This window comes from Streptomyces iakyrus (assembly GCF_000717055.1).
GTDB classification, from domain to species: Bacteria; Actinomycetota; Actinomycetes; order Streptomycetales; family Streptomycetaceae; genus Streptomyces; species Streptomyces iakyrus.
On the sequence record NZ_JNXI01000003.1, the window covers coordinates 194,690 to 219,938 of the forward strand.

Sequence of the window (25,249 nt, forward strand, 5' to 3'; positions counted from 1 at the left end):
AGGGCGCGCCGCACCGCTCCGACGTGCTGGTCAGAGCGGTGTCGCCGCCTGCAGGATGAGGAACATCGTCACCGCCGAGTTCGCGGACGACATCGCCGAGACGGCCGTCCCGGCGGCCGCGCCCCACGCCGCCGCTCCGACCGCCGTGAACGCCGGCGGCCAGTGGCGCACGGCGGGGGCCGGGCCGAGCAGCGCCGCCACGCGGCGCGGCACCGGGCCGGGAGCCGCGAGTCCCGCGAGGGTGGGCAGCGGGGTGCCCCGCGAGACGAGCGCGGCCGTGCCGATCGCCCTCGCCACCGTACGGCGGCTGCCGATCACCCGTGCCGCCTCCTCGTCCGCCCACCGCTCCGCCGTGTACGCCACGGCGGTCCGCAGCGGTCGCAGGAACGGGTTGGCGCGGGCCGCCAGTTGCACGGCGAGCAGGTAGCGGTCGTGCCGTGCGGTGAGGTGCGCCCGTTCGTGGGCGAACAGAGCCCGGCGCTCGGCCGGCCGGAGCCGGTCCAGCAGGGCCGTGGTCACCACGACACGGCCCCGCCCGGCACCGGCGCGCGACACCCCACCGCCCCGGCGTCCGCCGGGCGGCAGTGCGTACGCATAGGGCACGGCGTCGGGCAGCACCGCCACCTGCGTCTCCCGCAGCCCGGCCAGGGCGCGATGCGCCCGACGGCGTACCCGCCCGTGCCGCCGCACCGTCCGGACACAGGCGACAACGACCGCGCACAGCGCGGGAATCGCGGCCTTGCCCACGACCTCGTCGTACGGCACGGCGGCCCGCACCTCGGGGTCGGACCAGCCGTCCGGCAGCGGGTTGCCGGGCAGTTGCGCGGTGCCGACCACCATCACCAGCGCGAGGCAGAGCGTGCTGCACAGCGCCAGCACCACGGCCAGCACCGTCAGCAGCCGCGTCGCGGTGCGCGGATGCAGATGCTGTTCGGCGAGGCGGGCGACCGGCCAGGCGGTGAGCGGCAGGATCAGTGGCAGAAAGACGAAGACCCCCATGAGGCTTCAGTCTTCCCCTTCGCCCTGAGCCTGATCCAGCAGGTCGCGCAGCAGCCGTTCCTCGTCCGGGCCGAGGCCGGTGACGAAGCTGGCCAGCACGGCCCCGCGGTCGCTCTCGGCGTCCAGCACCTTGCGCATCTTGCGGGCGGCCAGGCCTGCCTGGTCCGAGGCCGGGGTCCAGGCGAAGGACCGGCCGACCCGCTCCCGGGTGACCGCGCCCTTGCCCAGCAGCCGGGTCAGGATCGTGATCACCGTCGTGTACGCCAGGTCACCGCCGAGGCGTTCCTGCACCCAGCCGGCCGTGGCCGGGCCGTCCGCCTCGCGCAGCGCCGACAGCACCAGCGCCTCCAGCTCGCCCTGTCCCCGCCGGGGACGCTGCCCGGGACCCGTCACCGCCCCGCCTCCCTTTCACCGCCCTGCGTTGCCCTTGCGGACATCGTATAGATCCGCCGGCCCGATCCCGCCTGCTTCTACATTGCTGTAGATTCAGAGTGGCATCCGCAGTGACATCCACACCGCACACGTCAACGCTCAAGAAGGAGTACCCCGTGGGAGTTTCCCTGTCCAAGGGCGGCAACGTCTCGCTCAGCAAGGAGGCCCCCGGCCTGACCGCCGTCCTGGTCGGCCTGGGCTGGGACGTCCGCACCACCACCGGCACCGACTACGACCTCGACGCCTCCGCCCTGCTCCTGGACGCCTCCGGCAAGGTCCCCTCGGACCAGCACTTCGTCTTCTACAACAACCTCAAGAGCCCCGACGGTTCGGTCGAGCACACCGGCGACAACCTCACCGGTGAGGGCGAGGGCGACGACGAGTCCGTCAAGGTGAACCTCGCCGCCGTCCCGGCCGGGATCGACAAGATCGTCTTCCCGGTGTCCATCCACGACGCCGAGAACCGCGGCCAGAGCTTCGGACAGGTCCGCAACGCCTTCATCCGGGTCGTCAACCAGGCGGGCGGCCAGGAGATCGCCCGCTACGACCTGTCCGAGGATGCCTCGACCGAGACCGCGATGGTCTTCGGCGAGCTCTACCGGCACGGCGCCGAGTGGAAGTTCCGTGCGGTCGGCCAGGGCTACGCCTCGGGTCTCGCCGGTATCGCCGCCGACTTCGGCGTCAACGTCTGACACGGACCACCGCACCGCCGGGCCCGCCGCGTGCGGCCGGGCCCGGTACACGCATCAGCAACCGACCGGGAGACCATGTGGCCGACCCGTCCCGCCTCCGCCCGGACGACCGCGCGGACTTCGAAGCCGTACTGCACCACGCGCTGGGCACCGCGGACATCCGTGGCGCCCTCGGCACCGACCGGGCCGGCCGGGCGGCAGCGCACCTGCGCGCCCACGCGCTCGCCCACGCCGACGACATCGCGGCGGCGGCCGAAGGGCCGTACCGCTCCTACCTCGCCGTGCGCAGGGCCGCCCGGCACGAGGCGCGGGGCCCGCTGGACGGCGGCAGTCTGCTGCCGGCCCTCGCGGTGCTCACCCCGCTCGTGGCGGGCACGTCCGCCACGGCGCTGCTCCTGACCGGCGGTCTGCTGCACCTCGCCGACGCCCTCGGCCCGCTGCCCGGATCGCTCGTCGCGGCGGGCTGGACCCTGGCGCTCGTGGCGGCCGTGACCGGCCTCGGAACCCTGGCCGCCCTGCTGCACACGGCCCTGCGGAGGGGCGGCGTGCCCCCGGCCGCCGAGCAGGTGGAGCACGCCCGGCTGGTCTGGCGGCAGGAGCTGCTCGACCGCGGGATGCTGCCGCACCTGCGCCGGCACCTGCTGCCGCATCCCGATACGGCGATCACACCGTGCTCGGCGCCCGATACGCTCTCGCCGTGCCCGGCCCGGGCGAGAGAGGACAGGACACCATGTTCGGACTGAGCGAGTTCGCGATCATTCTCATCGTCGTCATAGCGGTCATCGGGATGAAGAAGCTCCCCGAGCTGACCCGCTCGGCCGGCAAGGCGGCCCGCATCCTCAAGGCCGAGGCCCGCGCGGCGAAGGACGAGGAGGCCGGGACGGCTCCCGCGCCGCGGGTGGTCCAGGGCGAGATCGTGCCGCCGGGCACCGGCCCGACCCCGCCCGGTGCCCGGACGGCGGGCGCCCCGGACCACCCCTGATCCGCCCCGTGACTACAGCGTGCGCTCCAGGCGGTCGGCCACGAGCCTGACGAAGCGCGCCGGGTCCTTGGGCTGGCCGCCCTCCGCGAGCACCGCCAGGGTGTGGAGCAGCTCGGCGGACTCGGCGAGCTCCGTACGGTCCTCGCTCGCCCCGTACGCCTCGTGCAGGCCCTTCACCAGCGGGTGGCCGGGGTTGAGCTCCAGGATCCGCTTGGTGCGCGGCACCTCCTGGCCCATCGCCCGGTACATGTTCTCCAGGGCCGGGGTCAGGTCGTGCGCGTCCGAGACGACGCAGGCCGGGGAGACCGTGAGCCGCGTGGAGAGGCGGACCTCCTTGATGTCCTCGTCGAGCTGCTCGCGCATCCAGCCGAGCAGCCCGGCGTACTCCTCGGCCTGCTTCTCGCGCTCCTCGCCGGCCTTCTCCCCGCCCTCGCCGTCGAGGTCGATCTCGCCCTTGGTGACGGACCGCAGCGTCTTGCCCTCGTACGCGCCGACGGCGTCGACCCAGACCTCGTCGACGGCGTCGGTGAGCAGCAGCACCTCGATGCCCTTGTCCCGGAACGCCTCCATGTGCGGAGAGTTCTCGATGCTCTGCCGGGACTCCCCGGTGATGTACCAGATGTCGTCCTGGCCGTCCTTCATCCGCTCCACGTACTGCGCGAGCGTGGTCGGCCCGTCGTCGGAGTGCGTGGTCGCGAACGAGGACACGGCGAGGATCGCGTCACGGTTCTCCGAGTCGGTGACCAGGCCCTCCTTCAGGGCGGTGCCGAACTCACGCCAGAACGTGCGGTAACGGTCCATGTCCTTGGCGAGGAACTCCTTGACCGTGGACAGCACCTTCTTGGTCAGCCGGCGCTGCATCATCCGGATGTGCCGGTCCTGCTGGAGGATCTCGCGGGAGACGTTGAGCGAGAGGTCCTGTGCGTCGACGACGCCCTTGACGAAGCGGAGGTAGGGCGGCAGCAGTGCCTCGCAGTCGTCCATGATGAAGACGCGCTTCACGTACAGCTGGACGCCGCGCTTGAAGTCCCGCGTGAACAGGTCGTGCGGGGCGTGCGAGGGGATGAAGAGCAGGGCCTGGTACTCGAAGGTGCCCTCCGCCTGGAGCCGGATCGTCTCCAGGGGCTCGCGCCAGTCGTGGCTGATGTGCTTGTACAGCTCGTGGTACTCGTCGTCGGACACCTCGTCACGCGAGCGCGCCCACAGGGCCTTCATGGAGTTGAGCGTCTCGGGCTCGGGCGCGCCCTCGCCGTCCTTCGCCTCCGGGACCATCCGGATCGGCCAGGTGATGAAGTCCGAGTAGCGCTTGACGATCTCCCGGATCGTCCACTCGGAGGTGTAGTCGTGCAGCTGGTTCTCGGGGTCGGCGGGCTTGAGGTGGAGCGTGACGGAGGTGCCCTGCGGCGCGTCGTCGACCCTCTCCAGCGTGTACGTCGCCTCGCCACGCGAGGTCCAGCGGGTCCCCTGGCCCTCACCGGCGCGCCGGGTCACGAGCGTCACCTCGTCCGCCGCCATGAAGCCGGAGTAGAAGCCGACGCCGAACTGGCCGATGAGCCCCTCGGCCCCGGCCGCGTCCTTGGCCTCCCGCAGCTCCTCCAGGAACGCGGCCGTACCCGAGTTGGCGATGGTGCCGATGAGCTGCCCGACCTCGTCGTACGACATGCCGATGCCGTTGTCCCGCACCGTGAGGGTGCGGGCCTCCTTGTCGATGTCGAGCTCGATGTGCAGGTCCGACACATCGGCGTCGAGCGAGTCGTCCCGGAGCTTCTCCAGACGCAGCTTGTCGAGCGCGTCGGAAGCGTTGGAGACGAGCTCCCGCAGGAAGACATCCTTGTTCGAGTAGACCGAGTGGATCATCAGCTGGAGCAGCTGACGCGCCTCTACCTGGAACTCAAACGTTTCGGTCGTCATGGTTCGCGAATCCCTCACAGGTCCCACAGTCGCCTGAACTGGATGCAACTCTAAAACACCAAGTCAGGCCGGGGCCCCGGAAGTCAGACGAGGCGGGCGAAGACGACCAGGTTCTCGGTGTAGTCCCGGGCCTGGCGGTCGTAGGCACCCGCGCAGGTGATCAGCCGGACCTGGGCGTCCGGGGTGTCGCCGTAGACGCGGTCGCTGGGGAAGGCGTCCTTCTCGAAGGACTCCGTGGCGTAGACGACGAAGGTCGCCTTGCCGCCGTCGGCCCGCGCCACCTGGAACCGGTCGCCCTTCCTCAGCTCGCTGAGCCCGGCGAAGACGGCCGGGGAGGTCGCGGTGTCCACGTGCCCGGCGATGATCGCGGTACCCGCCTCTCCGGGGGTGTGGCCCTTGGCGTACCAGCCGACGAGGTTGGTGTCGTGCGCCGGTGGGGGCTCCAGCTGGCCCGAGCGGCCGATGGCGAGGTCGGTGAAGGGCGCGTCGACCGAGATCTTGGGGATGAGCAGGCGGACCGGCCGGGACCGCGGCAGATGCGGGCCCGCCCCGGATCCGGCGGACCGGTGCGGCGCGGCGGACGTGGGCGGCGTGTCGGGCAGGTCGGGGACGGCCGGGTTCGCGGTCACGGCCGGTGGAGCGTGCGGCGGGCCGGCGGCGTCGGACGATCCACCGCGGCCGCCGACCATGCTCACGGTCAGGACGAGGGCGGCCACGGCCCACAGCACCGACACGACGGTGCGCAGCCGCCGCTTCGACGGTTCGGGGCCGGGGCCGGACTCGGGGTCGGGAAGAGCGGGGGGACTGGCTGCCATCAAGGACCACCTCATTCGGGCACGGCACGCGGGACGACGAGCCGGGCCGCCGCGACGCGAGGTGCACGTGCGGCGGCCACGGCTGCTGTGGGGTCAGGCGCCGGTCACACGGTGCCGCGCGAGGCCCGCTGGCGTCGCAGCGCGTACAGGCCGGTGCCGGCCACCGCCAGCACGGCCATCCCGCCCGCGGTCACGCCCGGCGCGGAGGCCAGCCCGCCGCCACCGGTGTGCATACCGCCGCGCGGCTTGTCGTGCTTGCCCTCCCAGGAGCCCTTGTCGTGCCCGTCGTGCTTGCCGCCCCAGTCGTCGTCCTCCTTGTAGGTGTCCGGGTCGTGCTTGGGGTTGTCCCAGTCGTCGTCCGAGTTCACCGCGGACAGGGCGCCGCCACCGGTGTGCATACCGCCGTGCGGCTTGTGGTGCTTGTCCTTCCAGGAGCCCTTGTCGTGCTCCTTCTCCTTGCCGTGCTCCTCTTCCTTGCCCTCGTGGTCGCCCTTGTCGCCGTCCCACTCGTCATCGGCGGTCACCGCGGACAGGGCTCCGCCACCCGTGTGCATCCCGCCGTGCGGCTTGTCGTGCTTGCCGTCCTTGTGGTGCTCCTTGCTGTAGGAGTTGTTGTCGTGGTCCCAGTCACCCATCGCCTGGGCGTAGGCGGCGGGCGCGGTGATCGCGAGGGCGGCCGTGGCAGTGGCCGTCGCGAGCAGCATGCGGGCAGAGCGCATCGGTGAGTCCTTCCGTCGCGACCCGGGCAGCTGACGCCTCGCCAGCTCACGAGACCCGGTCTCGACGTGCACCACCGTCAGTCATGCCGGGCAGCCCCACCATCCAGGGCGTTCACACGGGTTACGACGGCACTCCGACGGCGGAACACCACGGTCTCCCCGGGGGGAGCCGAAGGGAGCCCGGAGGCCCTCCCCCGTCAGCGCCGTCCGAAGCCCCGGTGTGCCATGCGGGACGGGTCCGGATCGGCCAGCTGCGCCGCCATGCCGACGAGGACCAGCCCGCCCGCGATGAGCAGCCCCTGGGCCAGGACGATGCCGCAGGCCAGCACGGCGACGCCGAGGGCCAGCCCCCACCAGGCACCGGTCCGCCGGTACTCCCGGGGCTGGGCGGGGCGGCCGGACCTCATGGCCCGGGTGAACCGGGGATCCTCCTGCTCGAGTCGTGCTTCGAGATCGACGAGGCGGTGGTCTTCGGACTGGGGCACGGCTTCTCCTTCCCGGAACCCGAGCGCTTCGAGGCAGGCACGGCCGAGGTCATGACAAGTCCTGGGGTGCCGGGCCCTGCGGCGGTGCGGAGGGAGACGGGCCGCCGACGCGCCGGTACGGTCGGCCGCGGCTGTCTCACCAGGGCTTCAGCTTCTCCCTCCTCCAACGGCGTGCGCCATCGGGCCCCATGCCCATTCTTCCCGGCACCCGACCCTCATGAACGCCGGTGCGACCGGCGGGTGTTCGACCGCCGTTACGCCATCCGCGTCGGTCTGATCGACCCCCGAGTGCGACAGGGCATCTCCCGCCCTACGTCCGACAAGTGGATCCGGCGCCGGCGGTACGAGGGCGAAAGAGGGCAGGCGCGGGTGATCGTCGCGGAGGACTCCACCGTCGTCCGCAGGCTCCGCAGGCGTTCGCCGTGTCCGGCGGCGTGGGGGAATGCCGGCGCATCGCGGCGGAGCGATCAGATATGGGTTCTGAATGTGCGTGATCCGTGCTCGTCGGAATTACGGACGGGTAGCGTTCGGGGGCGTTCAGCTGGTCGCGTGGGCGCCTCACGCGCCCCCTACGAAGACTGCGCGGTCCGGAGTACCGTGGAATGCGTCGTGCTTTGCTGTTCAGGGGGATTCATGACTGATAAAGCCTTCCTCAGCGACTTCACTTCCTTTCCCGTCGTGGTGCAGGCTGCCGCCCGGAGGTTCGCCACTCTGCAATCGGGAGGAGCGGTGGGAGGGGTTCTGCCGTCGCTCACCCGGATGAAGGAGGGCAGTGAGGGTAGCGAAACCAGTGAAACGAGCGAGAACAGCGAGAATTCTGAACGCAGCGAATTCAGCGAGGGAAGTGAATTCGGCGAGCGGAGCACTGCCGGTGCGATAGGCAGGCTCGGTATGAGCCTGAGTTCGGCGCCGGTGAGCGAATGGGGGCCGGTCACGTCGCCGGTCGGTCGTGACTGACGGGACACGAGGATGGGATGCCCGCGGCTGTGCGGCTGCCGGCCTCTTCCTGCCTGCTGCCGCGCGTCCCGATGTGACGACCGATCTGGCGCGGCAGGCATGGCAGCTCGCTCTGGCGTTGCATGCGCTCAAATCAGCCGGGCGCGGCTTCCCGGGCAGGCAGGAGGAGCACGGTGACATTGCTGGTGCTCGCCCCGTCCGATGACGAGACCGCGCGCATGTTCTGCGAGTTCGTAGCGGAGCGAGGGCACAGGGCCGTGATGCCCCAAGGGTTCGACGAGGTGTGCATCACGGTGACGTCCGGGCGGGATGCTTCACACGACGTCGATCTTCGGGTGGGCGGTGAACGGGTGCGCGGCGTGCTGCACCGCGGGATCGGGGCGCCGGTGAGCGAGGGCGGTGACTCTGCGTTCGCGCACGCCGAGGCGCTGGCCGCCTGGTGGTCCGCGCTCGCCCTCTGGGACGGGCCAGTGATCAACGGTGCGACGCGCCAGGGGTTCCTGCCACCCCTCGATCCTCTCCTCCTGACCCGTGTGCCCGGGGTGACGCTCCCGCCGTCCTCACTCGGCCGGCCCCTGTCCGCTGCGACGACCGCCGAGCTCGTCAACGTCCACCGCGAGCGGGACGGAGCGTTCCTCGGCCGGGGCACGGAGGCGATCGTCTCGGACGAAATCCTGCGCTTCACCCGGTTCGATCCGGACCACGTCCGGTACGTCCTGCTCGCCGGCAACCAGGTGTTCGATCCTTCCGGGGCCGGCGGCGCTCTGGCCGGCGCGACCCGCAGCGCGCTCGCTCCCCTGTTGCACCGGCTACGCTCACTCGGCGCGGACTTCTGCTTGCTGGTCATTGAGCCGGCGGGCGAGGAGTGTCGACTCCTCGACGTCTCCGGTCTGCCGACGCACCACCAGTTCGAGGCCATACGCCCCCAGGTGTTCCAGGCGCTCCTGGACCGGCTGCTGGGCGGGCCGCTGTGATCCTGTGCATCGGCCTGGCCGCCGATCCCACATTCCTGCACGGGCTGCGCGCCCTGGCCGCAGCGGCCCTCCCCTTCACGGTGGTCGACCTGCCCACCCTTGCCCTGTACGGCGAGCTCACCGTCCCACTGGACGATGTGCGCGCCACCGTCATCCGCACAGGCGACGGCGAGACGGAAGTGGTCCTCGACGAAGTCTGTGCCGTGTGGTGCCGGCCGCTCAACGTCTCGGCCGGCGCCCCCAGTCCCGGCGCGGCACACCGGGCGGACGGCCAGTACCAGGCGCTGTGCCGGGTGCTGGAGGCCGTCAACGTGCCGGTGCTCAACCCCCCTTGGCGGGAGGCGACCAACTCCGCCAAGCTGCTGCACGCGGTTGCCCTCGCGCCGGTAGCCCGGTGGCGGATCCCCCGGTCATGCCTCACCAACGATCCGGACACCGCACGCGCGTTCGCCCGTTCCTGCGCCCGGGGCACGATCGTCAAAGGCGTCGGCGCGACGAAGACCTGGGCCACGCTCTACGGGAGCGAACACGAGCGACGTCTGCCCCGCCTGCGCCACTCCCCGGCCCTGCTCCAGGAACGGATCGTCGGCCCCGACGTACGTGTTCACGTCGTTGCCGACCGGGCCTTCGCCGAGTCGATCCACTCGCCGGACGTCGACTACCGCACCGTCCACGGCGCCAATCGCTACGCCGCCCTGTCCCTCCCGCAAGCCGTGCTGGAGGGCTGCCGGCGGCTGGTCGACTACACCCGGGTGCCCTTCCTCGGTGTGGACTTCAAGATCGAAGAGACCACCGGCGACTGGTACTTCCTGGAGGCCAACTCCATGCCCTGCTATGAGGGCTACGACGTCCGCGCTGACGGTGCCATCTCGCGGGCGCTGCTGGACTGGCTGACAGCACCGCGTATGCCGGGCGCGGCTCGCACGACGTAGGGGGTGTCCGCAAAGTCCCGCCTGCCCTCCGGGCGGACGCCGGGACTTTGCGGACACCCCCTAGCGCTCGGCCTCGGCGTGCCGGGGAGCGGCGGGTGGGGTGGCGTGCTCGGGCTCGATGCCGGGTGCCGGGGACGGGCGGCGGGGACGGAAGCCCTGCCCCGCCCGGAGCGCCCGGGCGAGCAGGTGTGCGCGTCCGGCGGCGATGGGGCCGAGAACCGCGAGGACGAGGACGTACCCGGCGATGAACGGGGCGAGGCGGGTGTCGAGTCCGGCGCCGGCGGCCATGGCCGCCAGGATCAGCGCGAACTCGCCCCGGGCGACGAGGGTGGTCGCGATCTCGGCGGCGGGCTCGATGCCGTAGCCGTACACACGGGCGACGAGGAGACCCGCGAGGACGTTCATGACGAGGGTGAGCGCTGCCGCCGCGGCGACCGGTCCGACGACGGAGACGATGTCGCCGGGGTCGATGGAGAGTCCGAAGGCGAAGAAGAAGATGGCCGCGAAGGCGTCACGCAGCGGATGGACGAGGTCCCTGATGCGCGGGCCTGAGGGGGTTCCGGCGAGGATCAGGCCGACCATGAAGGCGCCGATGGCGTCGGCGACGCCGAGGACCTCGGAGACCCCCGCCACCAGGACTGCCACGCCGAGGAAGCTGATGACGAGCAGTTCGTTGTCACGGGTCGCGATGAGCCGCCCGACCGGTTTCGTGCCGTAGCGGGCCGCCGCGGCCAGCAGCAGCAGGAAACCGAAGGCCTTGGCACCTTGCAGGACCATGTCGCCGACGCCCTGGGCGCCGCTGATGACCGGCTGGAGGGCGGCCAGGTACAGCGCGAGGAAGATGTCCTCGACCACGATGACGCCCAGGATGAGGCGGGTCTCCGGGCGGCCGATGCGGCCGAGGTCGATGAGGACCTTGGTGACGATGGCGGACGAGGAGATCCCGAGGACACCGGCGAGGACCAGCGCCTCCCGGACGCCCCAGCCCAGGGCGAAGCCGAATCCCAGCCCCGCGCCGACGTTGAGCACCAGGTAGATCCCGCCCGCCGTCAGCAGGCGGCGCCCGCCGCTCTTCAGGTCGTCGAGGTGGAATTCCAGGCCCAGGTAGAACAGCAGCAGCACCAGGCCGAGCGCGGAGAGCATCTCGAAGTCGTGGGCGTCCTCGACGATGACGAGGCCCGGGGTGTGGGGGCCGAGCAGGATGCCCGCGAGCATGAACAGCGGGATGGTGGGGAGTCCGATCCTGCCGCCGAGGCGGGCGAGGAGGGCGGCGGCCAGGAAGGCTCCCCCCAGGGCGAGAAGGCTGTCAGCGTGACCCACGGATCACCACCTTCGAGGGCGCGCAGACGGATCGTTTCACCGGGCGGGGACGGATAGGGGCTCCTCCTCCAGGGCCTGAGGGGTGGCGTGGCGCGGCTCTCGGCGCAGGGCGGGACCGCGTCCGTGACGGCCGGTACGGCGGCCCGGGCGGTGCTGCCAGCCTCACACGGGCACCGGTGGCCTCACCATCGGTGCCCGCACCCATCTCGGGGCGGCGGCGACACCCATCCCCTGCGGAGAGAGCCCGTCATACCTCCCGGTGGTCGATGCCCAGCAGGCTCGCCGCCGCCCGGAAAAGGGCCGCGTGGTGCCCGACCGCGAGGGACCAGTGGTGTCCGACGCCCGTGGCGCTCCAGGCGTCGACCCATTCGCCGGGGTCGCGGCCGAAGTCGACCCGGCTGGTGGTGTTGCCGATCTCCAGCAGCGGTCCCGGTACGACGGTGCCCTCGGAGGTGACGAAGGACAGGCTGCCGTCGGCGTCCTGGCCGAGGCCGAGCAGGGTGACGGGCCCGTGCCGGACGTCGAACTCGACGCTCACGCCCCAGCCCCGTTTGCCGTGGTAGACACCGAGGCCGCGCAGCAGCGGGTCGCGGGCTCCGACGGCGAGGTGGGCGGGTCCGTCGTGGCCCATCTCCACCACGCCGTCCTCGAAGTTGAGGGCCTGGATCTCGGTGAAGGAGCCCCCGGCGCCGACGCTCTGGGAGGCGAGCTGGGCGACGGACGTGCGCAGTTCGTACTCGCCGGCCGCGGGTACGCCCCGGGCGGTGAGCAGGGAGGCGCCGAGGATCATGCCGGCGCCGAGCCGCTCGTGCAGCTCACCGTCGAGGCCGCGGTGGTAGTAGGCGAGGCTGTCGAGTTCGAAGTCGGCCACCAGCCGGTCCAGGGCGACGGAGACGGTAGCGCCCCAGGCGAAGTCCTCCTCCACCACGCTTTCGTCGAGTGCGAAGACCTGCCGGGCGAGGGCCATCCGCTCCCGGGTCTCGGCGTCGGTGACCCGTTCCACGCGGTGCCTCAGGTCGTCGAACTCCAGGATCTCCACGTGCGAGCCGAACGTCGTGGCCAGCAGCGTCGGATCGGTCTGCACGTCGAGCATGCCGGGATACACGTGCCCCATGAGGCCGTGCCGGGCGTGCCGGAGCGCGGCACGGATGTGCGCGGCCCGGATCCACTGCTCGATGCGCCGCCAGGCGGACTCCTGGCGCAGCCAGCCCGACACCGACCGGAAGGGGATGCCGGCGCGCCGGAAGACGTTGCCGACCTCCGGGACGGGGCACTGCCCGCAGTAGGCCAGCCAGGCCCCGGTGTCGAAGGCGGCGTGGTCCATCTTCTCGGACGGCTGGAGGTCGATGACCAGGACCGGTGTGTGCGAGCGCTGTGCGATCGGCAGCACCATCGAGGAGGTGAGGTACGTCGTCAGGAACAGCACGATCAGGTCGCAGTCCGCGCGCCTCAACTGCTCGGCGGCGCGGGCGCCTTCCTGGGCGTCGGAGACGAACCCGGCGTCGGTCACCTCGGCGTCCATGGCCCGGAACCGCTCGGCGACGTAGGCGGCCGACTCCTTCAGCTGCGGGAGGAGTCCGGGGAACTGCGGCCAGTAGGTGCCGAGTCCGCCGGCGACCAGCCCGATCCGGGTGCGGCGCCGGGTGAACGGCGGGAGCAGGTCGTGCAGGGCGGCGGTCCGTACGGCCGTGCGGTCCGCGGTCGTTGCCATGGTCAGTGCTCCTTGTCGGGAAGGCCGGCGGGCGAGGTGCTGGGGACGCGGAGGTCCGCTCCGTCCGGCACGTCTCTCGCGGAGCGCGGGACCAGGACGCGGATGATGAACACGCCGGCCAGCGCCGCCGCCGTCATGCATGCGGTGATCGTCCAGAGCAGGACGGAGGGGCTGTGGTCGGCGAGGGCGGGGGTGAAGAAGGCGGCGACCGCGAAGACGCCCCGGGAGAGGGCGTAGGTGAGGCCCTGGGTGGTGGCGCGGGTGTCGGCGGGCAGCGTGAGCTGCGACCACACCTTGTAGTTGGCCTCTCCGGCGAAGGGGTTGGAGAGCTGGTAGAGCACGAAGAAGACGAGCATGCCGACGAGGGCGCCCGCGGTCAGGGACGCGATGACGAAGGCGAGGATCTGGACCACCGCGGCCACGTGGAACAGCCGGTCGCGCCAGGGGCTGTCGGCGACGCGTACGAAGGCGAAGGTCAGCAGCACCCCGATGGGGATGAAGGCCAGGTTGATGCCGGTGGCGAGGCTCTGTGAGGCGTCGCTGACGGTGACGAGCAGGTAGGTGCCGAACTGCCCGAAGGTGTTGGCCCCGAGGCCCCAGGTCACGTAGAAGACGAACGTCGCGGTCATCGGCAGCAGGGCGGCTCGCGTCCACACGCCCTTCAGGGAGATGGCTTCCGGCGCGGCGCCGGTCTCGGTCTCCGGTGGCTCGTCGGGCAGTTTCAGCCGGGACCGCAGGGCCCAGGTGACGATGGCGGCGACGGCCAGTTGTCCCGTGATGAGCCGGGCCCCGGTCATGCCCGTGGTGGACAGGACGAAGCCGAGGAAGATGGCGACGGTGATGCCCAGCATCCACATGACCTGCGTGAACGCCACGAGCCGGCCCCGGGCCCAGGAGGGCGCCGCGTCCGAGACCACGGCCAGGGACGTCGGCAGGTCGGCGCCGGCCGCGAGCCCGGCGACGAGGACACCGACGAGCAGGGTGATGTCGTCCGGCGCGAGCGTGATGACAAGGGCGCCGAGTGCGAAGCAGAAGATGTCCCAGTTGTAGACGCGGCGGCGGCCGAAGAGGTCGGCGAGCCGTCCGCCGACGAGGGACCCGACGGCGATGCAGCCGGTGACGATCGCGCTGATCGCCCCGGCCATCCACACGCCCATGTCGTAACTGTCGCGGTAGACGGCCAGGTTGACGGAGATGCTCACGATCAGCCCGGCGTCGAGATAGGAGGCCATGCCCGACAGGGCGGCGGCTTTCCAGAGCGGTCGGGGAATGGGGCGGGTACCGGCCATGATGCGACTCCGTCGTCTGGTGACATCGCGGTTCCGGGTGCCTGGTCGAGGCGAATATAGGGCGGGAAAAACGTTGCAACAAGGTGTCGCGCACGCGTGGGTGACATGGCGTCGGATCCTTCGGCTCCGCACGGGGCTATGGCGTGGCCGCTCCAGCTCGCCTACCGTGGAATGGGTCTAAAAACGTTTTAGGGGAAGGACCGTGTGTGATCTCCCCCGAGCTCCGGCAGTTGTTCGACGACCCGCCCCGCGCCTTCGGCCCCACTCCCCTGTGGTGGTGGTCGGGTGCGAAGGTCGCCCGGGAGCGACTCGCCTGGCAGCTGCGGGCGTTCGCGGAGGGCGGGATCCACAACCTGGTCGTCATCAATCTGGCTCCGGCCGGGCCGACGTTCGGGGCCCGGGCCGACGATCCGGCGTGGTTCGGCGAGGAGTGGTGGGAGCGTTTCACCGATGCCTGCGCGATCGCGGCGGAGCTCGGCACACGGCTGTGGTTCTACGACCAGATCGGGTTCTCCGGCGCCAATGTGCAGGGCGTTGTGACGCGGCGGCATCCCGAGGCGGCCGGACTCGCCCTGCGCTGCCGTGACGTGAACGTCTCCCGGGGCAGAGTGGCCCTGACGGACTCCGAGACGCCGCTGGCCGCGTACTCCTGCCAGGGCCGGCGGCTCGACCTCGCCGCGGACGGGCTCGTCGCGGCCGCCGACGGGACCGGGGTCCGGCTCGTCACCGCCGTCCCCACCGCGTTCGACTATCTGGACCCGCACGCCGTCGGCCTGCTGATGGACACGGTCCACCACGAGTACGACCGCCGCGTACCCGAGTACCTGGGCACGGTCGTAGCGGGCAGCTTCCAGGACGAACTGCCCGGCACCAACGCCTGGAGCCACCGTTTCGCCGACGAGTTCCGCACCCGGCGCGGCTACGACCTGCTCGACCACCTGCCGGCCCTGTTCGGCACGGACACGGGCGTGCCGGAGGGGAAGATCCGCGGCGACTACTACGCGGTTCGCGCGGAGCTGACCGAGGAGGCCCTGTTCCGGCCGCTCGCCGCCTGGCACCGCGAACGCGGTCTGCTGCTGGGCAGCGACCAGAGCCACCCCGCCCGCGCGGGTTACCCGGCCCAGTCCACGCAGATCTACACGGACTACTTCCGCACCCACCGCTGGTACGGCGCCGCCGGCAGCGACCACCACGGCGACGCCAAGGTGCACTCCTCCATGGCCCACCTCTACGGCCACGAGCGCGTCTGGATCGAGGCGTTCCACTCCTCCGGCTGGGGCGGCACGCTGGAGGACACCTACGGCTGGCTGCTGCCGTTCCTGCGCAGCGGTGCCAACCTCTACAACCCGCACGCCAGTTACTTCGGCACCGCGGCCGGCTGGTTCGAGTGGGCGCCGCCGTCCACCGACTGGCGCCAGCCCTACTGGAAGCAGTACCCGGCGTTCTCCCGGGCCGTGGCCCGGATCTGCTCGATCATGTCGTGGGGCGGATACGCGGCCGACGTGGCGGTGCTGCACCCGACCGCCACCATGCAGGCGCTCGTCCCGCTGGACGCGCCGGTCCGGCACTTCGGCGACGGCCGGCTGGGCGACGGCCACGCCCTCGCCGACGAGACGCAGCGGCACTACCTGGACCTGTGCGGCTCGAACAACTGGCTCGGGCCGCACGCCGGGGCCCTGGACCGGCGCGGGATCTCCTTCGACGTCGTCGACGACGACTCGGTGCGGCGCGCCGAGACCACCGGAGGTGCCCTGCGCATCAGGGACCTGGCGTACGGCGTGGTGCTGCTGCCCTCGGCGAGCGTGCTGGAGGAGGAGACCGCGCGCCGGCTGGCCGAACTGCTCGACGCGGGAGGGCGGGTGGTGGTCGTGGGCCGCCCGCCCGGGGCGGCCGCGGGCCGGTTGGGTGACGACTCGGTGGTGGCGGCCCTGCTCGCCCATCCCCGGCTGGAGCGGGTACCCGACCCCGGGGCCGCCGCCGGGGCGGTGGCCGACGCGGCCGGGCACGCCACGGGCGAGGTGCCGCTGCTCGTCCGGCGGAAGGGGAACCAGGCCGTGGCGCTGGTCACGTCCGCCTTCCCGGAGATCGGCGCACATCCGCTGCGCCCGCCCGGTTCCGCTCCCGGGCCCGTCAGCACCTCGTCCGTCACCGTCCGGGCGGGCGTCGCGGAGGCCGAGGTATGGAACCCGGCGACCGGCTCCCGCAGCCCGGCGCGCGTCACGGTCTGCGACGACGGTGCCCGCTCGGTCATCGAGGTGCCGCTGGACGGCGCTCCGGCGGCCCTGGTCGTATGGCGTGAGGGCCGTCCGGAACCGCAGCCTGCCGCGGGTGGAGCGGCGGACCGGGTGCTCGACGTCTCGGCGGGCTGGCAGGGCCGGCTGGTGCCCACGATGGACAACACCTGGGGCGATGTAGCACTGCCCCCGGGAGCATCCGTGGCGGAGCCGCAGATCTGGACCATGGAGTGGGCCGAGGGGGCGGTGTGGGAGCCGAGCCGGGTCACCTACGGCAACCGGGTCCGGATCCTGCCCCCGGTGCCGCCCGAGCAGGCTCCCGAGCCGCTGGACGCGGCGACCGTGGAGCGGATCCTGGCCGGTCGGGTGCCCCTCGTGCCGCCGGACTCGGTCTGGGAGGCCGCGGTGTACTCGTCGAGCCGCGGCACTCTGGACCAGGGCGGGCTGCTGGGCACCAAGGGGCTGGTGAACGAGGAGTTCGTACGCGTTCCCGTGCCGGCCGGTGACGCGGTCGCCCGGGTGCGGGCGATCGTGGAGAGCGGACACCGGGGGCCCGCCGAGCTGCACGTCGGCGCGGAGGCGGTCAAACGGGTGTGGTGGAACGGGGAGCCGCTGGGCCCGTACGGCGGCGGTTACCTGGCCTCCGCCCCGGTCACCGTGAGCCGGGACCGCAACGTGCTCGAATACGAGCTGTCGGACGCCCAGGACCGGCCCTCGTCGATCTCGGCGGCCGCCGGCACACCGCTCGGCAGCTTCTTCTGCCTGTCCGAACCGGGCGGGCTGGGGCCCCGCCCGCGGTTCATGCGCCCGCCCGACGGCGTCCGGCCCGACGGCCGGGTCGCCTATCGCGCGGGGTTCCGGGTACCGGCCGGCGGTGCGCGGGCGGTGCTGGTCGTGGGTGCCGCCCCGGCGCTGACCGTGCTGCTCGACGGTGACGTGGTGGCGCGGCAGGAGAAGGCGGAGTACTACGAGGCGGACTGGGGCGCCGTGCCGATGTTCTTCCGTCACGAGCCGGAACTCGGGGCGGGCGAGCACACGCTGGAGGTGGTGGCCGACAACGCCGATGTCCGGGACGCGGTGTTCGTCGATCTGGTGGCGTGTTCGGGAAACGCGGTGACGGCTCTGGTCAGCGGCGCCGGCTGGGAGGCGGAGACGGGGGCGTGGCGGGGCCGGACCGTCGAGGACGAGCGCAGGCGGGGCGAGGTGCAGCACTGCCACGCCGCCGTACGGCCCCATCCGCTGCCGGACACCGCTTGGCTGGCCGGCCGTCCGGTGCTCGGCGGTGCCGTGCGGCCGTCGCGGTCCACCGATGACGTCCGGGCATCGCCGCAGCGCTTCCGGTTCACGGTGCCGCCGGGAACGGTGTCGCTGGAGCTGCCGTTGGCGCTGCCCGCGCGCGTGCGGGTCGGGGACGGAGAGGAACGGGCCTTGTCGGGAGACCGGCTGACGCTTCATGAGCCTCTCCTGGCACCCACCCGGGTCGAGGTGATCACCGGGCCGACGGCCGTCCTGCGGAGCGGTTCCGCCTGGCACGGGCCGGTCCGGGTGCGGACGGTGCCGGCACCGCTGGCGCTGGGAGACTGGCGCGAGCAGGGGCTGGGCGGCTGGAGCGGGGGTGTGACGTACGCACGGGCGGTGGAGGTGCCGCCCGGGCCCGATCCCGTGCTGGACCTGGGGCGGGTCCGGGGCAGTGTGGAGGTGTCGGTCGACGGGGAGTTCGCCGGGGAGGCGTTCTGCGCGCCCTACCGCTTCCCGCTGCGCGGTGCCGCGGGGCGGACGGTCCGGCTGGAGGTGACGGTCCGCGGCACGCTGGCGCCGTACTTCGCGGAGGCCACCCCGACCGCCTGGGCTTTCCCGTCCCAGCTGCCGTCGGGGCTGTGGGGGCCGGTGACGCTGCGGATCCCGTCCGGGGACTAGTCGGCCGTGGACGGCCGGGTGGAGTCGCGCAGGACGAGGCCGGGGGCGAAGACGCGGGTCTCGTGGAGGTGGTCCGCGCGGGCCTCGATCTCATCGAGCAGCATCTCCACCGCCGCCCGGCCGAGGTCCTCGACGGGCTGCCTGACCGTCGTCAGGGTCGTCGCCCCGAAGGTGGCGACGTCGAGGTCGCCGTAACCGACGACCTGCACGTCCTCGGGAATGCGCACGCCGCGTTCGGTCAGCCCCCGGCACAGGCCGGCGGCGAGGAAGTCGTTGGTGCAGAACACCCCGTCGGGCAGGTCCTCCAGCCCGCGGGCGATCTCCGTGCCGTAGGCGACGGTCATCCGCTCGGCGACGACCTGGCCGAGCCGGGCCTCGCGGCGGCTCCGGACGGCCTGCCGGGCGCCCTGGTAGCGGTCGGCGCACTGGCGTATGCCGCGCTCGCCGTTGACGACGAGGATGTTGCGGGCCCCGCTGTCGAGGAGGTGCTGTACGGCGATGCGGCCGCCGGCGATGTCGTCCACGGAGGCCGAGCAGCCCTCCCGGTCGGGCATCGCACGGTCGGCCAGGACGAGCGGGATGCCCCGCTCGCGCAGCCGGGCCAGCCGGCCCGGGTCGGCGCTCAGCGGCACGACGACGACGCCGACGGCCCGCTGCTCGACGAGCATGCTGAAGTAGCCCTGCTCCCGCTCGGGAGCGTCCCCGCTGTGGCACAGGACGAGCGAGTAGCCGTGGTCGTAGGCCGCGTCGGCGGCGCCCCGCGCGATGCGCGCGTAGAAGGAGTTGGTGACGTCGGGCAGGACCAGCCCGATCGCGGAGGAATGACCGGTGCGCAGACCGGCGGCTCCCGGGTGGGGGACGTAGTCGAGCGCGGCGACGGCGACGCGGACGCGCTCGGCGGTCTGCGCGGTGACCCGCTCGGGCCGGTTGAGCACGTTCGACACCGTGGACACCGAGACACCGGCGGCGGCTGCGACGTCCTGGATGCGGGCGGGGCGTGCCGGAACGGCGTCCACCCCCTCGCTGTTGCAGCCGCGCGACCAGGCACGACGATGGTCTTCATGGGCGCCGCAAAGTATATCGCGACCGGGCGTGGAACGTTTTTCCTGCCCGGTCTCCGCGGGCCCCGGTCAGGCGGAGTCGGTCAGCGCCCGTACGACGGGTTCAGGACCGCACCGTGCCGCTCGCCGCACCGCTCGGCGCCGTCGCCGAACCGCTCCCCAAGCGGATCCCCTTGGCCTCCTTGCCGAGCGCGCTCAGCAGGATCACTACGGCCAGGGTGGGCACGATGGTCCAGGTCATCGCCGACGGGTAGCCGTGGCGTTCGGCGAGGGCCTCCTGGATGGGCAGGTTGAGCGCGGCGATCAGATTGCCGAGATCGAGGTGTTCGCCGACAGGTCGAGGCCCTTCTTCACGAAGGTCGGGTAGATGTCCTGGGTGCCGTGCGACATCCAGTTGAAGGCGGTCATCAGCGCGACCAGGTAGACGAAGCGCCGCAGCACCGCGGGGTTCCTGAACACCTGGTGCGCGGGGGTGCGGTTGAGGGCGACGCTCTTGCCCCACACCTCGCTCTCCTCCACCCTGCTGCGCACCCACAGCGCGACCAGCGCGGGCAGCAGACTGAACGCGAACAGGCCGCGCCAGCCGAAGACGGGCTCGATGACGAAGAACGCCACGGCGGCCAGGAGATACCCGAGCGAGTAGCCGCTCTGCAGCAGGCCCGACCAGAATCCGCGCCGTTCGGTGGGGATCTTCTCCATGGCCAGGGCCGCGCCCAGACCCCACTCGCCGCCCATGCCGATGCCGTAGAGCAGGCGCAGCACCAGCAGCACGGTGTAGTTGGGCGCGAAGGCGCAGGCGAAGCCGACGATCGAGTAGAAGACGACATCGACCATGAGCGGCACGCGGCGGCCCCGGCGGTCCGCCCACATGCCGAAGAGCAGGGCACCCACCGGCCGCATCACCAGGGTCGCGGTGGTGAGGAAAGCCATGTCGGTGAGGGAGACATGGAAGTCGTCGGCCGACGGGATTCGGGCAAAGCACGAGCCAGTTTTGAGCCAAGAGCGCGACGCCCCGTCAACGGCGGCCGGGCACCCGTCGTCCGGGTACGGCGACACCGCCGGTCGCCGCCGCGTCGATCAGGCGGCGGAAGGTGCCGCACTCCAGATGGCTGGGGGCGGGGCAGGCGGCGGCGTGCCGCAGGGAGTCCCGCAGGACGCCCAGTTCGCGGATCCTGCGGTCCAGTTCGTCGGCCTTGGCGGACAGTTTCCGCCGGTCGATCCGCGGCTGCCCGTCCGGGGTGAACATCTGCGCGATCTCGTCGAGCGAGAACCCGGCCGTCCGCCCCAGCGCGATCAGCGCCAGCCGTTCCAGCACCCCGGGGTCGTACTGACGCCGCAGCCCGCGGCGGCCGGTGGAGGCGATCAGCCCCTTCTCCTCGTAGAAGCGCAGGGTGGAGGCGGGCACACCGGCGCGGTGCGCCACTTCGGCGATGTCCAGGTCTGTCATTGTCTTGACCTCAAGTCGACTTGAAGTAGAACGCTGTCATCCCGTCCCGACGAAGGCAAGCAGAGGGAGAGACGAAGATGGACGCCTCACGCAGGAGTGACGACGAGCAGGCCGCCCGCTGGAACGGGCCCGCCGGCAACGCATGGGTGGATCTCCAGGAGCTGCTGGACGAGATGTTCAGGCCGTTCGAGGAGCTGCTCGTCGACGCGGTGGCCGCCGAACACGCGGGCAGTGTGCTCGACGTCGGCTGCGGCACGGGCGGCATCACCCGGGCCGTCGCCCGCAGGGCGGGTCACTGCGTCGGTGTCGACGTCTCGGGGCCGATGATCGAGGCGGCCCGGGCGCACGCCGAGCGGGAGGGCGTACCGGCGTCCTTCATCCAGGCCGACGCGCAGGAGTACGCGTTCGAACCGGGAGCCTTCGACGCCGTCGTCTCGCGCTTCGGCGTCATGTTCTTCAACGACCCCGTGCGGGCCTTCGGCAATCTGCGGAGCACGGTGAGGGACGGGGCCGGGCTGCGGTGCGTGGTGTGGCGGGGGCCCGAGGAGAACCCGTTCATGACGACGGCCGAACGCGCCGCGGCCCCGTACCTGCCGGAGCTGCCGGCCCGGCGGCCGGACCAGCCGGGCCAGTTCGGATTCGCGGACCCGGAGCGTGTCCACCGCATCCTGACGGAGAGCGGCTGGGCCGGCATCGACATCCAGCCGGTCGACGTGGTCTGCGCCCTGCCCGAGAAGGACCTCGTCACCTACTTCACGCGGCTCGGTCCGCTCGGCATGGTCCTGCCCGGGGCGGACGACCGGATCCGGGCGGAGATCGTCGAGGCGGTCCGGCCGGCCTTCGACCCCTTCGTGCGGGGCACGGAGGTCCGTTACACCGCGGCCTGCTGGATGGTCTCGGCCCGGGCCGCCGCCGCGAAACTTTCGTGAGGTCCGGCCCTCTTTTCCGAGCGCCGGCGAGCGGCGCATAGTGAGATCACGATGACGCAGAAGAGAGCCTTGGTGGTCCGGGGCGGCTGGGAAGGGCACCAGCCGGTCGAGGCCACGGAACTGTTCCTGCCCTTCCTCCGGAGCAACGGGTACGCCGTCCGGGTCGAGGGGTCGGCCGAGATCTACGCGGATGCCGCCGAACTGGCCGCGACCGACCTGGTCGTGCAGTGCGTGACGATGTCGGAGATCACGCGCGAGCAGCTGGCGGGGCTGACCTCCGCGGTCGTGGCCGGCACCGGCTTCACCGGCTGGCACGGCGGCATCGCCGACTCGTTCCGCGCTTCCTCGGACTATCTGCACCTGGTGGGCGGCCAGTTCGCCACCCACCCGGGCAAGGAACCGTGCGAGCGCCGGGGTGAGGCGGCGGACAACTTCCTGCCGCACACCATCACCCTCACCGACGCCGGTCGCGAGCACCCGATCACGGCGGGCATCGAGGACTTCACACTCGACACCGAGCAGTACTGGGTGCTCCACGACGATCTCATCGACGTCCTGGCCACCACCACGCATCCCACCCGGCCGTGGCAGCCCTGGCACCGGCCGGTCACCTCACCGGCGGTCTGGACCCGCCGGTGGGGTGCCGGGCGGATCGTGGTGACGACACCGGGGCACAGCGTCGACGTGCTGGAGCACCCCCACGTCCGCACCATCATCGAGAGGGGCATGCTGTGGGCGACGCGCACCGCGTCGGGGTCGTAGGACTCGGCGTCATATCCCGCGCGTACCTGGACACCCTCGCCGGCCACCCCGGGGTGCGCGTTACCGCGGTCGCCGACCTCGACGCCTCCCGGTCGGCCGCGGCCGCCGCCGAACTGCCGGGCGCCCGGGCGCTGTCGGTCGAGGAACTGCTGAGCAGCCCGGACGTGGACACGGTGCTGAACCTGACCACCCCGGCGGCCCACGCCGAGATAGCCCTCGGGGCGATCGGCCACGGCAAGAACGTGTACGGGGAGAAGCCTCTGGCGGCGACCCTGGAGGATGCCCGCGCCGTCCTGGACGCCGCCGCTAAGGCGGGCACCGGCGTGGGTTGCGCCCCGGACACCGTCCTGGGCACGGGAGTTCAGACCGCCCGGGCCGCCGTGGCGGCGGGGAGCATCGGGCGCCCCCAGTTCGCCTCCGCGGTGATGGTCACCGCGGGGCATGAACGCTGGCATCCCCACCCCGACTTCTACTACCGGGCCGGTGGCGGCCCGCTCCTGGACATGGGGCCGTACTACCTGTCGTCCCTGGTCCATCTGCTGGGGCCGGTGCGTGCCGTGACCGGGGCTGCCGGGCGGCTACGGGCCGAGCGCGTGATCGGTTCCGGGCCGCGCGCGGGCGAGCGCATACCGGTCGAGGTGGACAGCCATGTCTCCGGAGTGCTGGAGCACGTGAACGGGACGCTGACGACGCTCACGACGAGCTTTGACGGCGTGGCCACCACGGCTGCCCCGATCGAGGTGCACGGCGAGGGCGGCACCCTGGCGGTGCCCGACCCGAACCGCTTCGACGGCGAGGTGCGTCTCCACGCGCTCGGCGACACGGGGTGGCGGACCCTGCCGGTGTCCGCGGGCTACGCGGACGGCTCCCGCGGCCTCGGACTGCTGGACTTCCTCACCGCCGACGCATCGCGGGCACCGCGCGCCGGTGGTGAACTCGCCCTGCACGTACTGGAGACGATGACCGCACTGCTGCGTTCGGCGGCCGAGGGACGCCGGATCGAGCTGACGACGTCGGCGCGGGTGCCCGCACCCGTGCCCCTGACGGCCGCCGCCCGGTGGCTCGGCCGGTCCGCCTGAGGTCAGTCCATGGGCCAGGTGTGCGCGGGCGCGTTCATGTGCATGTAGTCCATGTACGTCCGGGTCATCTGCCGCAGCGCCTCCCGCCGGTCGGAGATGCCGGCCTTCTCCAGGTGGTGCACCATCTCCGCCTGCCACTGGGCGCCGTTGCGGCCGGTGACGCAGCGCTGCTCGATGATGCCCAGCAGGGGTTCGCGCCACGCGGCGTCCATGCCGGTCAGCTCCAGCCCCCGGTGCGCCAGGGGCAGCAGCCGCCGCAACACCAGTTCCGTGACCGGTACTTCGCCCACCCCTGGCCAGTACAGGCGGGCGTCGATGCCGTCGCGGGCCGCGGTGTGCAGGTTCTCCTCGGCGACCGAGAAGGACATCCGCGTCCACACCGGCCGGTCCTCGTCGACCAGGGCGCGGGTCAGGCCGTAGTAGAAGGCGCCGTTGGCGATGATGTCGGCCACGGTGGGGCCGGCGGGCAGTACCCGGTTCTCGATGCGCAGATGCGGGCCGCTGTCGGTGACCGCGTAAATGGGGCGGTTCCAGCGGTAGATCGTGCCGTTGTGGAGGGTCAGTTCGCCCAGCTGGGGAACGCCGCCGCTGTCCAGTTCCTTCTGCGGGTCCTCGTCCTCGCACAGCGGCAGCAGGGCCGGGAAGTAGCGCACGTTCTCCTCGAAGAGGTCGAAGACGCTGGTGATCCAGCGCTCCCCGAACCACACCCGGGGCCGTACGCCCTGGGCCTTGATCTCCTCGGGGCGGGTGTCGGTGGCCTGCTCGAACAGGGGGATGCGGGTCTCGCGCCACAGCTCCTTGCCGAACAGGAACGGCGAGTTCGCCGCGAGGGCGATCTGCACGCCCGCGATGGCCTGGGCCGCGTTCCAGTAGTGCGGGAACTCCTTCGGGTCGACCTGGAGATGGAACTGGGTGCTGGTGCAGGCCGCCTCGGGGGTGATGGTGTCGGCGTACGTCGACAGGCGCTCCACTCCGTCGACCCTGATCCGGAGGTCCTCGCCCCGGGCCGCGAAGATCTGCTCGTTGAGGAGCCGGTACCGGGGGTCACCGGACAGCGCGGACTCGCTGACGTCCGACTCGCCCAGGGTCGGCAGGATGCCCACCATGATCAGGTGGGCGCCCACCGCCGCCGCACGGTCCTCGGCGTGGTTGAGGGCGTCCCGGATCGCCTGCTCCCAGGAGCCGGGGCCGCCGGCGGTCAGCTGCCGGGGCGGGATGTTGATCTCCAGGTTGAAGCGGCCCAGCTCGCTGGACCAGGCGGGGTCGGCGATCGCCTGGAGCACGTCGGTGTTGCGCATCGCGGGCAGCCCGGCGTCGTCGACCAGGTTGAGCTCTATCTCAAGGCCGACCTGGGGGCGCTCGCTCTCGAACCCCGACTCGTGGAGCATCCGGGCGAGCACTTCGAGGTCGGTGTGCATCTTCTCCCGGTAGCGACGACGGTCCTCCCGGGTGAACACCAGGGCCGGCACGTCACGTCCCATGTGCCCTCCTGCGCTCCTGCGGCAGCTACGTCCGCGCCTCAGCGGATGGTCTCGTCCCAGAGTCGCACCTTGTCCCCGACACCGCACCCACCTAGCCTGAGTTTGTGCCGCAAATAAACAA

Annotated in this window: 24 protein-coding genes; 10 read left to right on the top strand and 14 right to left on the bottom strand. The window is 71.9% G+C overall.

Features of this window, described 5'->3' with window-relative positions; genetic code table 11:
- Nucleotides 1–30 precede the first annotated feature (30 nt).
- Both OO68_RS05890 and OO68_RS05895 read right to left on the bottom strand, forming a co-directional pair.
- The gene (locus OO68_RS05890) at nt 31–999 is read right to left on the bottom strand and encodes a M56 family metallopeptidase (RefSeq protein WP_033307061.1); all 969 of its coding nucleotides are present in this window, start codon (nt 997–999) and stop codon (nt 31–33) included.
- A gap of 6 nt (nt 1,000–1,005) precedes the next feature.
- Nucleotides 1,006–1,392 carry a BlaI/MecI/CopY family transcriptional regulator gene (locus OO68_RS05895; RefSeq protein ID WP_033307062.1) on the bottom strand — a complete coding sequence of 129 codons (387 nt, stop codon included), beginning with the start codon at nt 1,390–1,392 and terminating at the stop codon, nt 1,006–1,008.
- Nucleotides 1,393–1,547: 155 nt separating this feature from the next.
- Between OO68_RS05895 and OO68_RS05900 the strand changes: the two genes are divergently transcribed.
- The 3 genes from OO68_RS05900 (at nt 1,548) to OO68_RS05910 (ending at nt 3,105) form a co-directional block, all read left to right on the top strand.
- A complete protein-coding gene (locus OO68_RS05900) occupies nt 1,548–2,123 on the top strand; it encodes a TerD family protein (RefSeq protein ID WP_033307063.1) in 576 nt (191 codons plus the stop codon).
- 77 nt (nt 2,124–2,200) lie between these two features.
- Nucleotides 2,201–2,866, top strand: coding sequence for a hypothetical protein (locus tag OO68_RS05905; RefSeq protein WP_033307064.1), 666 nt, complete (start codon nt 2,201–2,203; stop codon nt 2,864–2,866).
- A complete protein-coding gene (locus tag OO68_RS05910) occupies nt 2,854–3,105 on the top strand; it encodes a twin-arginine translocase TatA/TatE family subunit (protein WP_033307065.1) in 252 nt (83 codons plus the stop codon). The genes OO68_RS05905 and OO68_RS05910 overlap by 13 nt, the downstream gene beginning before the upstream one ends.
- A 12-nt stretch (nt 3,106–3,117) precedes the next feature.
- On the opposite strand, the gene htpG is transcribed toward OO68_RS05910, so the two are convergent.
- From htpG to OO68_RS05930, 4 genes are all read right to left on the bottom strand, one after another.
- Nucleotides 3,118–5,016 (bottom strand): molecular chaperone HtpG, encoded by a 1,899-nt coding sequence (gene htpG / locus OO68_RS05915; RefSeq protein ID WP_033307066.1) that lies wholly within the window; start codon nt 5,014–5,016, stop codon nt 3,118–3,120.
- Nucleotides 5,017–5,099: 83 nt separating this feature from the next.
- On the bottom strand, nt 5,100–5,831 hold the full coding sequence (locus tag OO68_RS05920) for a class F sortase (RefSeq protein ID WP_078625208.1): 732 nt from the start codon (nt 5,829–5,831) through the stop codon (nt 5,100–5,102).
- A gap of 104 nt (nt 5,832–5,935) precedes the next feature.
- Nucleotides 5,936–6,550 (bottom strand): hypothetical protein, encoded by a 615-nt coding sequence (locus OO68_RS05925; protein ID WP_033307067.1) that lies wholly within the window; start codon nt 6,548–6,550, stop codon nt 5,936–5,938.
- Nucleotides 6,551–6,747: 197 nt separating this feature from the next.
- Entirely contained in the window at nt 6,748–7,035 is a 288-nt protein-coding gene (locus OO68_RS05930) for a DUF3040 domain-containing protein (RefSeq protein ID WP_033307068.1), read from the bottom strand.
- 633 nt (nt 7,036–7,668) lie between these two features.
- On the opposite strand from OO68_RS05930, the gene OO68_RS46185 reads away from it, so the two are divergent.
- The 3 genes from OO68_RS46185 to OO68_RS05940 all read left to right on the top strand — a co-directional run bounded on the left by OO68_RS46185 (nt 7,669) and on the right by OO68_RS05940 (nt 9,898).
- A complete protein-coding gene (locus OO68_RS46185; RefSeq protein ID WP_157852686.1) occupies nt 7,669–7,992 on the top strand; it encodes a hypothetical protein in 324 nt (107 codons plus the stop codon).
- A 173-nt stretch (nt 7,993–8,165) separates the two neighbouring features.
- Nucleotides 8,166–8,966: a hypothetical protein gene (locus OO68_RS05935; protein WP_033307069.1), complete on the top strand. Its 801-nt coding sequence runs from the start codon at nt 8,166–8,168 to the stop codon at nt 8,964–8,966.
- A complete protein-coding gene (locus OO68_RS05940; protein WP_033307070.1) occupies nt 8,963–9,898 on the top strand; it encodes an ATP-grasp domain-containing protein in 936 nt (311 codons plus the stop codon). Before OO68_RS05935 ends, OO68_RS05940 begins: the two co-directional genes overlap by 4 nt.
- A gap of 60 nt (nt 9,899–9,958) precedes the next feature.
- On the opposite strand, the gene OO68_RS05945 is transcribed toward OO68_RS05940, so the two are convergent.
- The 3 genes from OO68_RS05945 to OO68_RS05955 all read right to left on the bottom strand — a co-directional run bounded on the left by OO68_RS05945 (nt 9,959) and on the right by OO68_RS05955 (nt 14,218).
- Complete coding sequence (locus OO68_RS05945; protein WP_033307071.1) at nt 9,959–11,218, bottom strand: cation:proton antiporter; 1,260 nt, start codon at nt 11,216–11,218, stop codon at nt 9,959–9,961.
- Nucleotides 11,219–11,465: 247 nt separating this feature from the next.
- On the bottom strand, nt 11,466–12,929 hold the full coding sequence (locus OO68_RS05950) for an L-fucose/L-arabinose isomerase family protein (protein WP_033307072.1): 1,464 nt from the start codon (nt 12,927–12,929) through the stop codon (nt 11,466–11,468).
- 2 nt (nt 12,930–12,931) lie between these two features.
- A complete protein-coding gene (locus OO68_RS05955) occupies nt 12,932–14,218 on the bottom strand; it encodes an MFS transporter (RefSeq protein WP_033307073.1) in 1,287 nt (428 codons plus the stop codon).
- 206 nt (nt 14,219–14,424) lie between these two features.
- Between OO68_RS05955 and OO68_RS05960 the strand changes: the two genes are divergently transcribed.
- Nucleotides 14,425–18,369 carry a glycosyl hydrolase gene (locus tag OO68_RS05960; RefSeq protein ID WP_033307074.1) on the top strand — a complete coding sequence of 1,315 codons (3,945 nt, stop codon included), beginning with the start codon at nt 14,425–14,427 and terminating at the stop codon, nt 18,367–18,369.
- Here the strand turns inward: OO68_RS05960 and OO68_RS05965 are convergent.
- The 4 genes from OO68_RS05965 to OO68_RS05975 form a co-directional block, all read right to left on the bottom strand.
- Nucleotides 18,366–19,385, bottom strand: coding sequence for a LacI family DNA-binding transcriptional regulator (locus OO68_RS05965; protein WP_033307075.1), 1,020 nt, complete (start codon nt 19,383–19,385; stop codon nt 18,366–18,368). The two genes, OO68_RS05960 and OO68_RS05965, sit on opposite strands and share 4 nt — an antisense overlap.
- Before the next feature lie 148 nt (nt 19,386–19,533).
- Entirely contained in the window at nt 19,534–19,671 is a 138-nt protein-coding gene (locus OO68_RS47470; protein WP_245236911.1) for a hypothetical protein, read from the bottom strand.
- A gap of 62 nt (nt 19,672–19,733) precedes the next feature.
- On the bottom strand, nt 19,734–20,360 hold the full coding sequence (locus tag OO68_RS42145) for an MFS transporter (protein WP_051814491.1): 627 nt from the start codon (nt 20,358–20,360) through the stop codon (nt 19,734–19,736).
- 85 nt (nt 20,361–20,445) lie between these two features.
- Nucleotides 20,446–20,877, bottom strand: a complete 432-nt coding sequence (locus tag OO68_RS05975; protein ID WP_033307076.1) for a helix-turn-helix domain-containing protein — start codon at nt 20,875–20,877, stop codon at nt 20,446–20,448.
- 77 nt (nt 20,878–20,954) lie between these two features.
- Between OO68_RS05975 and OO68_RS05980 the strand changes: the two genes are divergently transcribed.
- The 3 genes from OO68_RS05980 to OO68_RS05990 are packed head-to-tail and all read left to right on the top strand — an operon-like array spanning nt 20,955 to nt 23,647.
- Nucleotides 20,955–21,806 carry a class I SAM-dependent methyltransferase gene (locus tag OO68_RS05980; protein ID WP_033307077.1) on the top strand — a complete coding sequence of 284 codons (852 nt, stop codon included), beginning with the start codon at nt 20,955–20,957 and terminating at the stop codon, nt 21,804–21,806.
- A 51-nt stretch (nt 21,807–21,857) separates the two neighbouring features.
- Entirely contained in the window at nt 21,858–22,568 is a 711-nt protein-coding gene (locus tag OO68_RS05985; protein WP_033307078.1) for a ThuA domain-containing protein, read from the top strand.
- On the top strand, nt 22,538–23,647 hold the full coding sequence (locus OO68_RS05990; RefSeq protein WP_033307079.1) for a Gfo/Idh/MocA family protein: 1,110 nt from the start codon (nt 22,538–22,540) through the stop codon (nt 23,645–23,647). The genes OO68_RS05985 and OO68_RS05990 overlap by 31 nt, the downstream gene beginning before the upstream one ends.
- A 2-nt stretch (nt 23,648–23,649) precedes the next feature.
- Here OO68_RS05990 and OO68_RS05995 read toward each other — a convergent pair whose 3' ends face one another.
- Complete coding sequence (locus OO68_RS05995) at nt 23,650–25,128, bottom strand: glutamate-cysteine ligase family protein (RefSeq protein ID WP_033307080.1); 1,479 nt, start codon at nt 25,126–25,128, stop codon at nt 23,650–23,652.
- Nucleotides 25,129–25,249 lie beyond the last annotated feature (121 nt).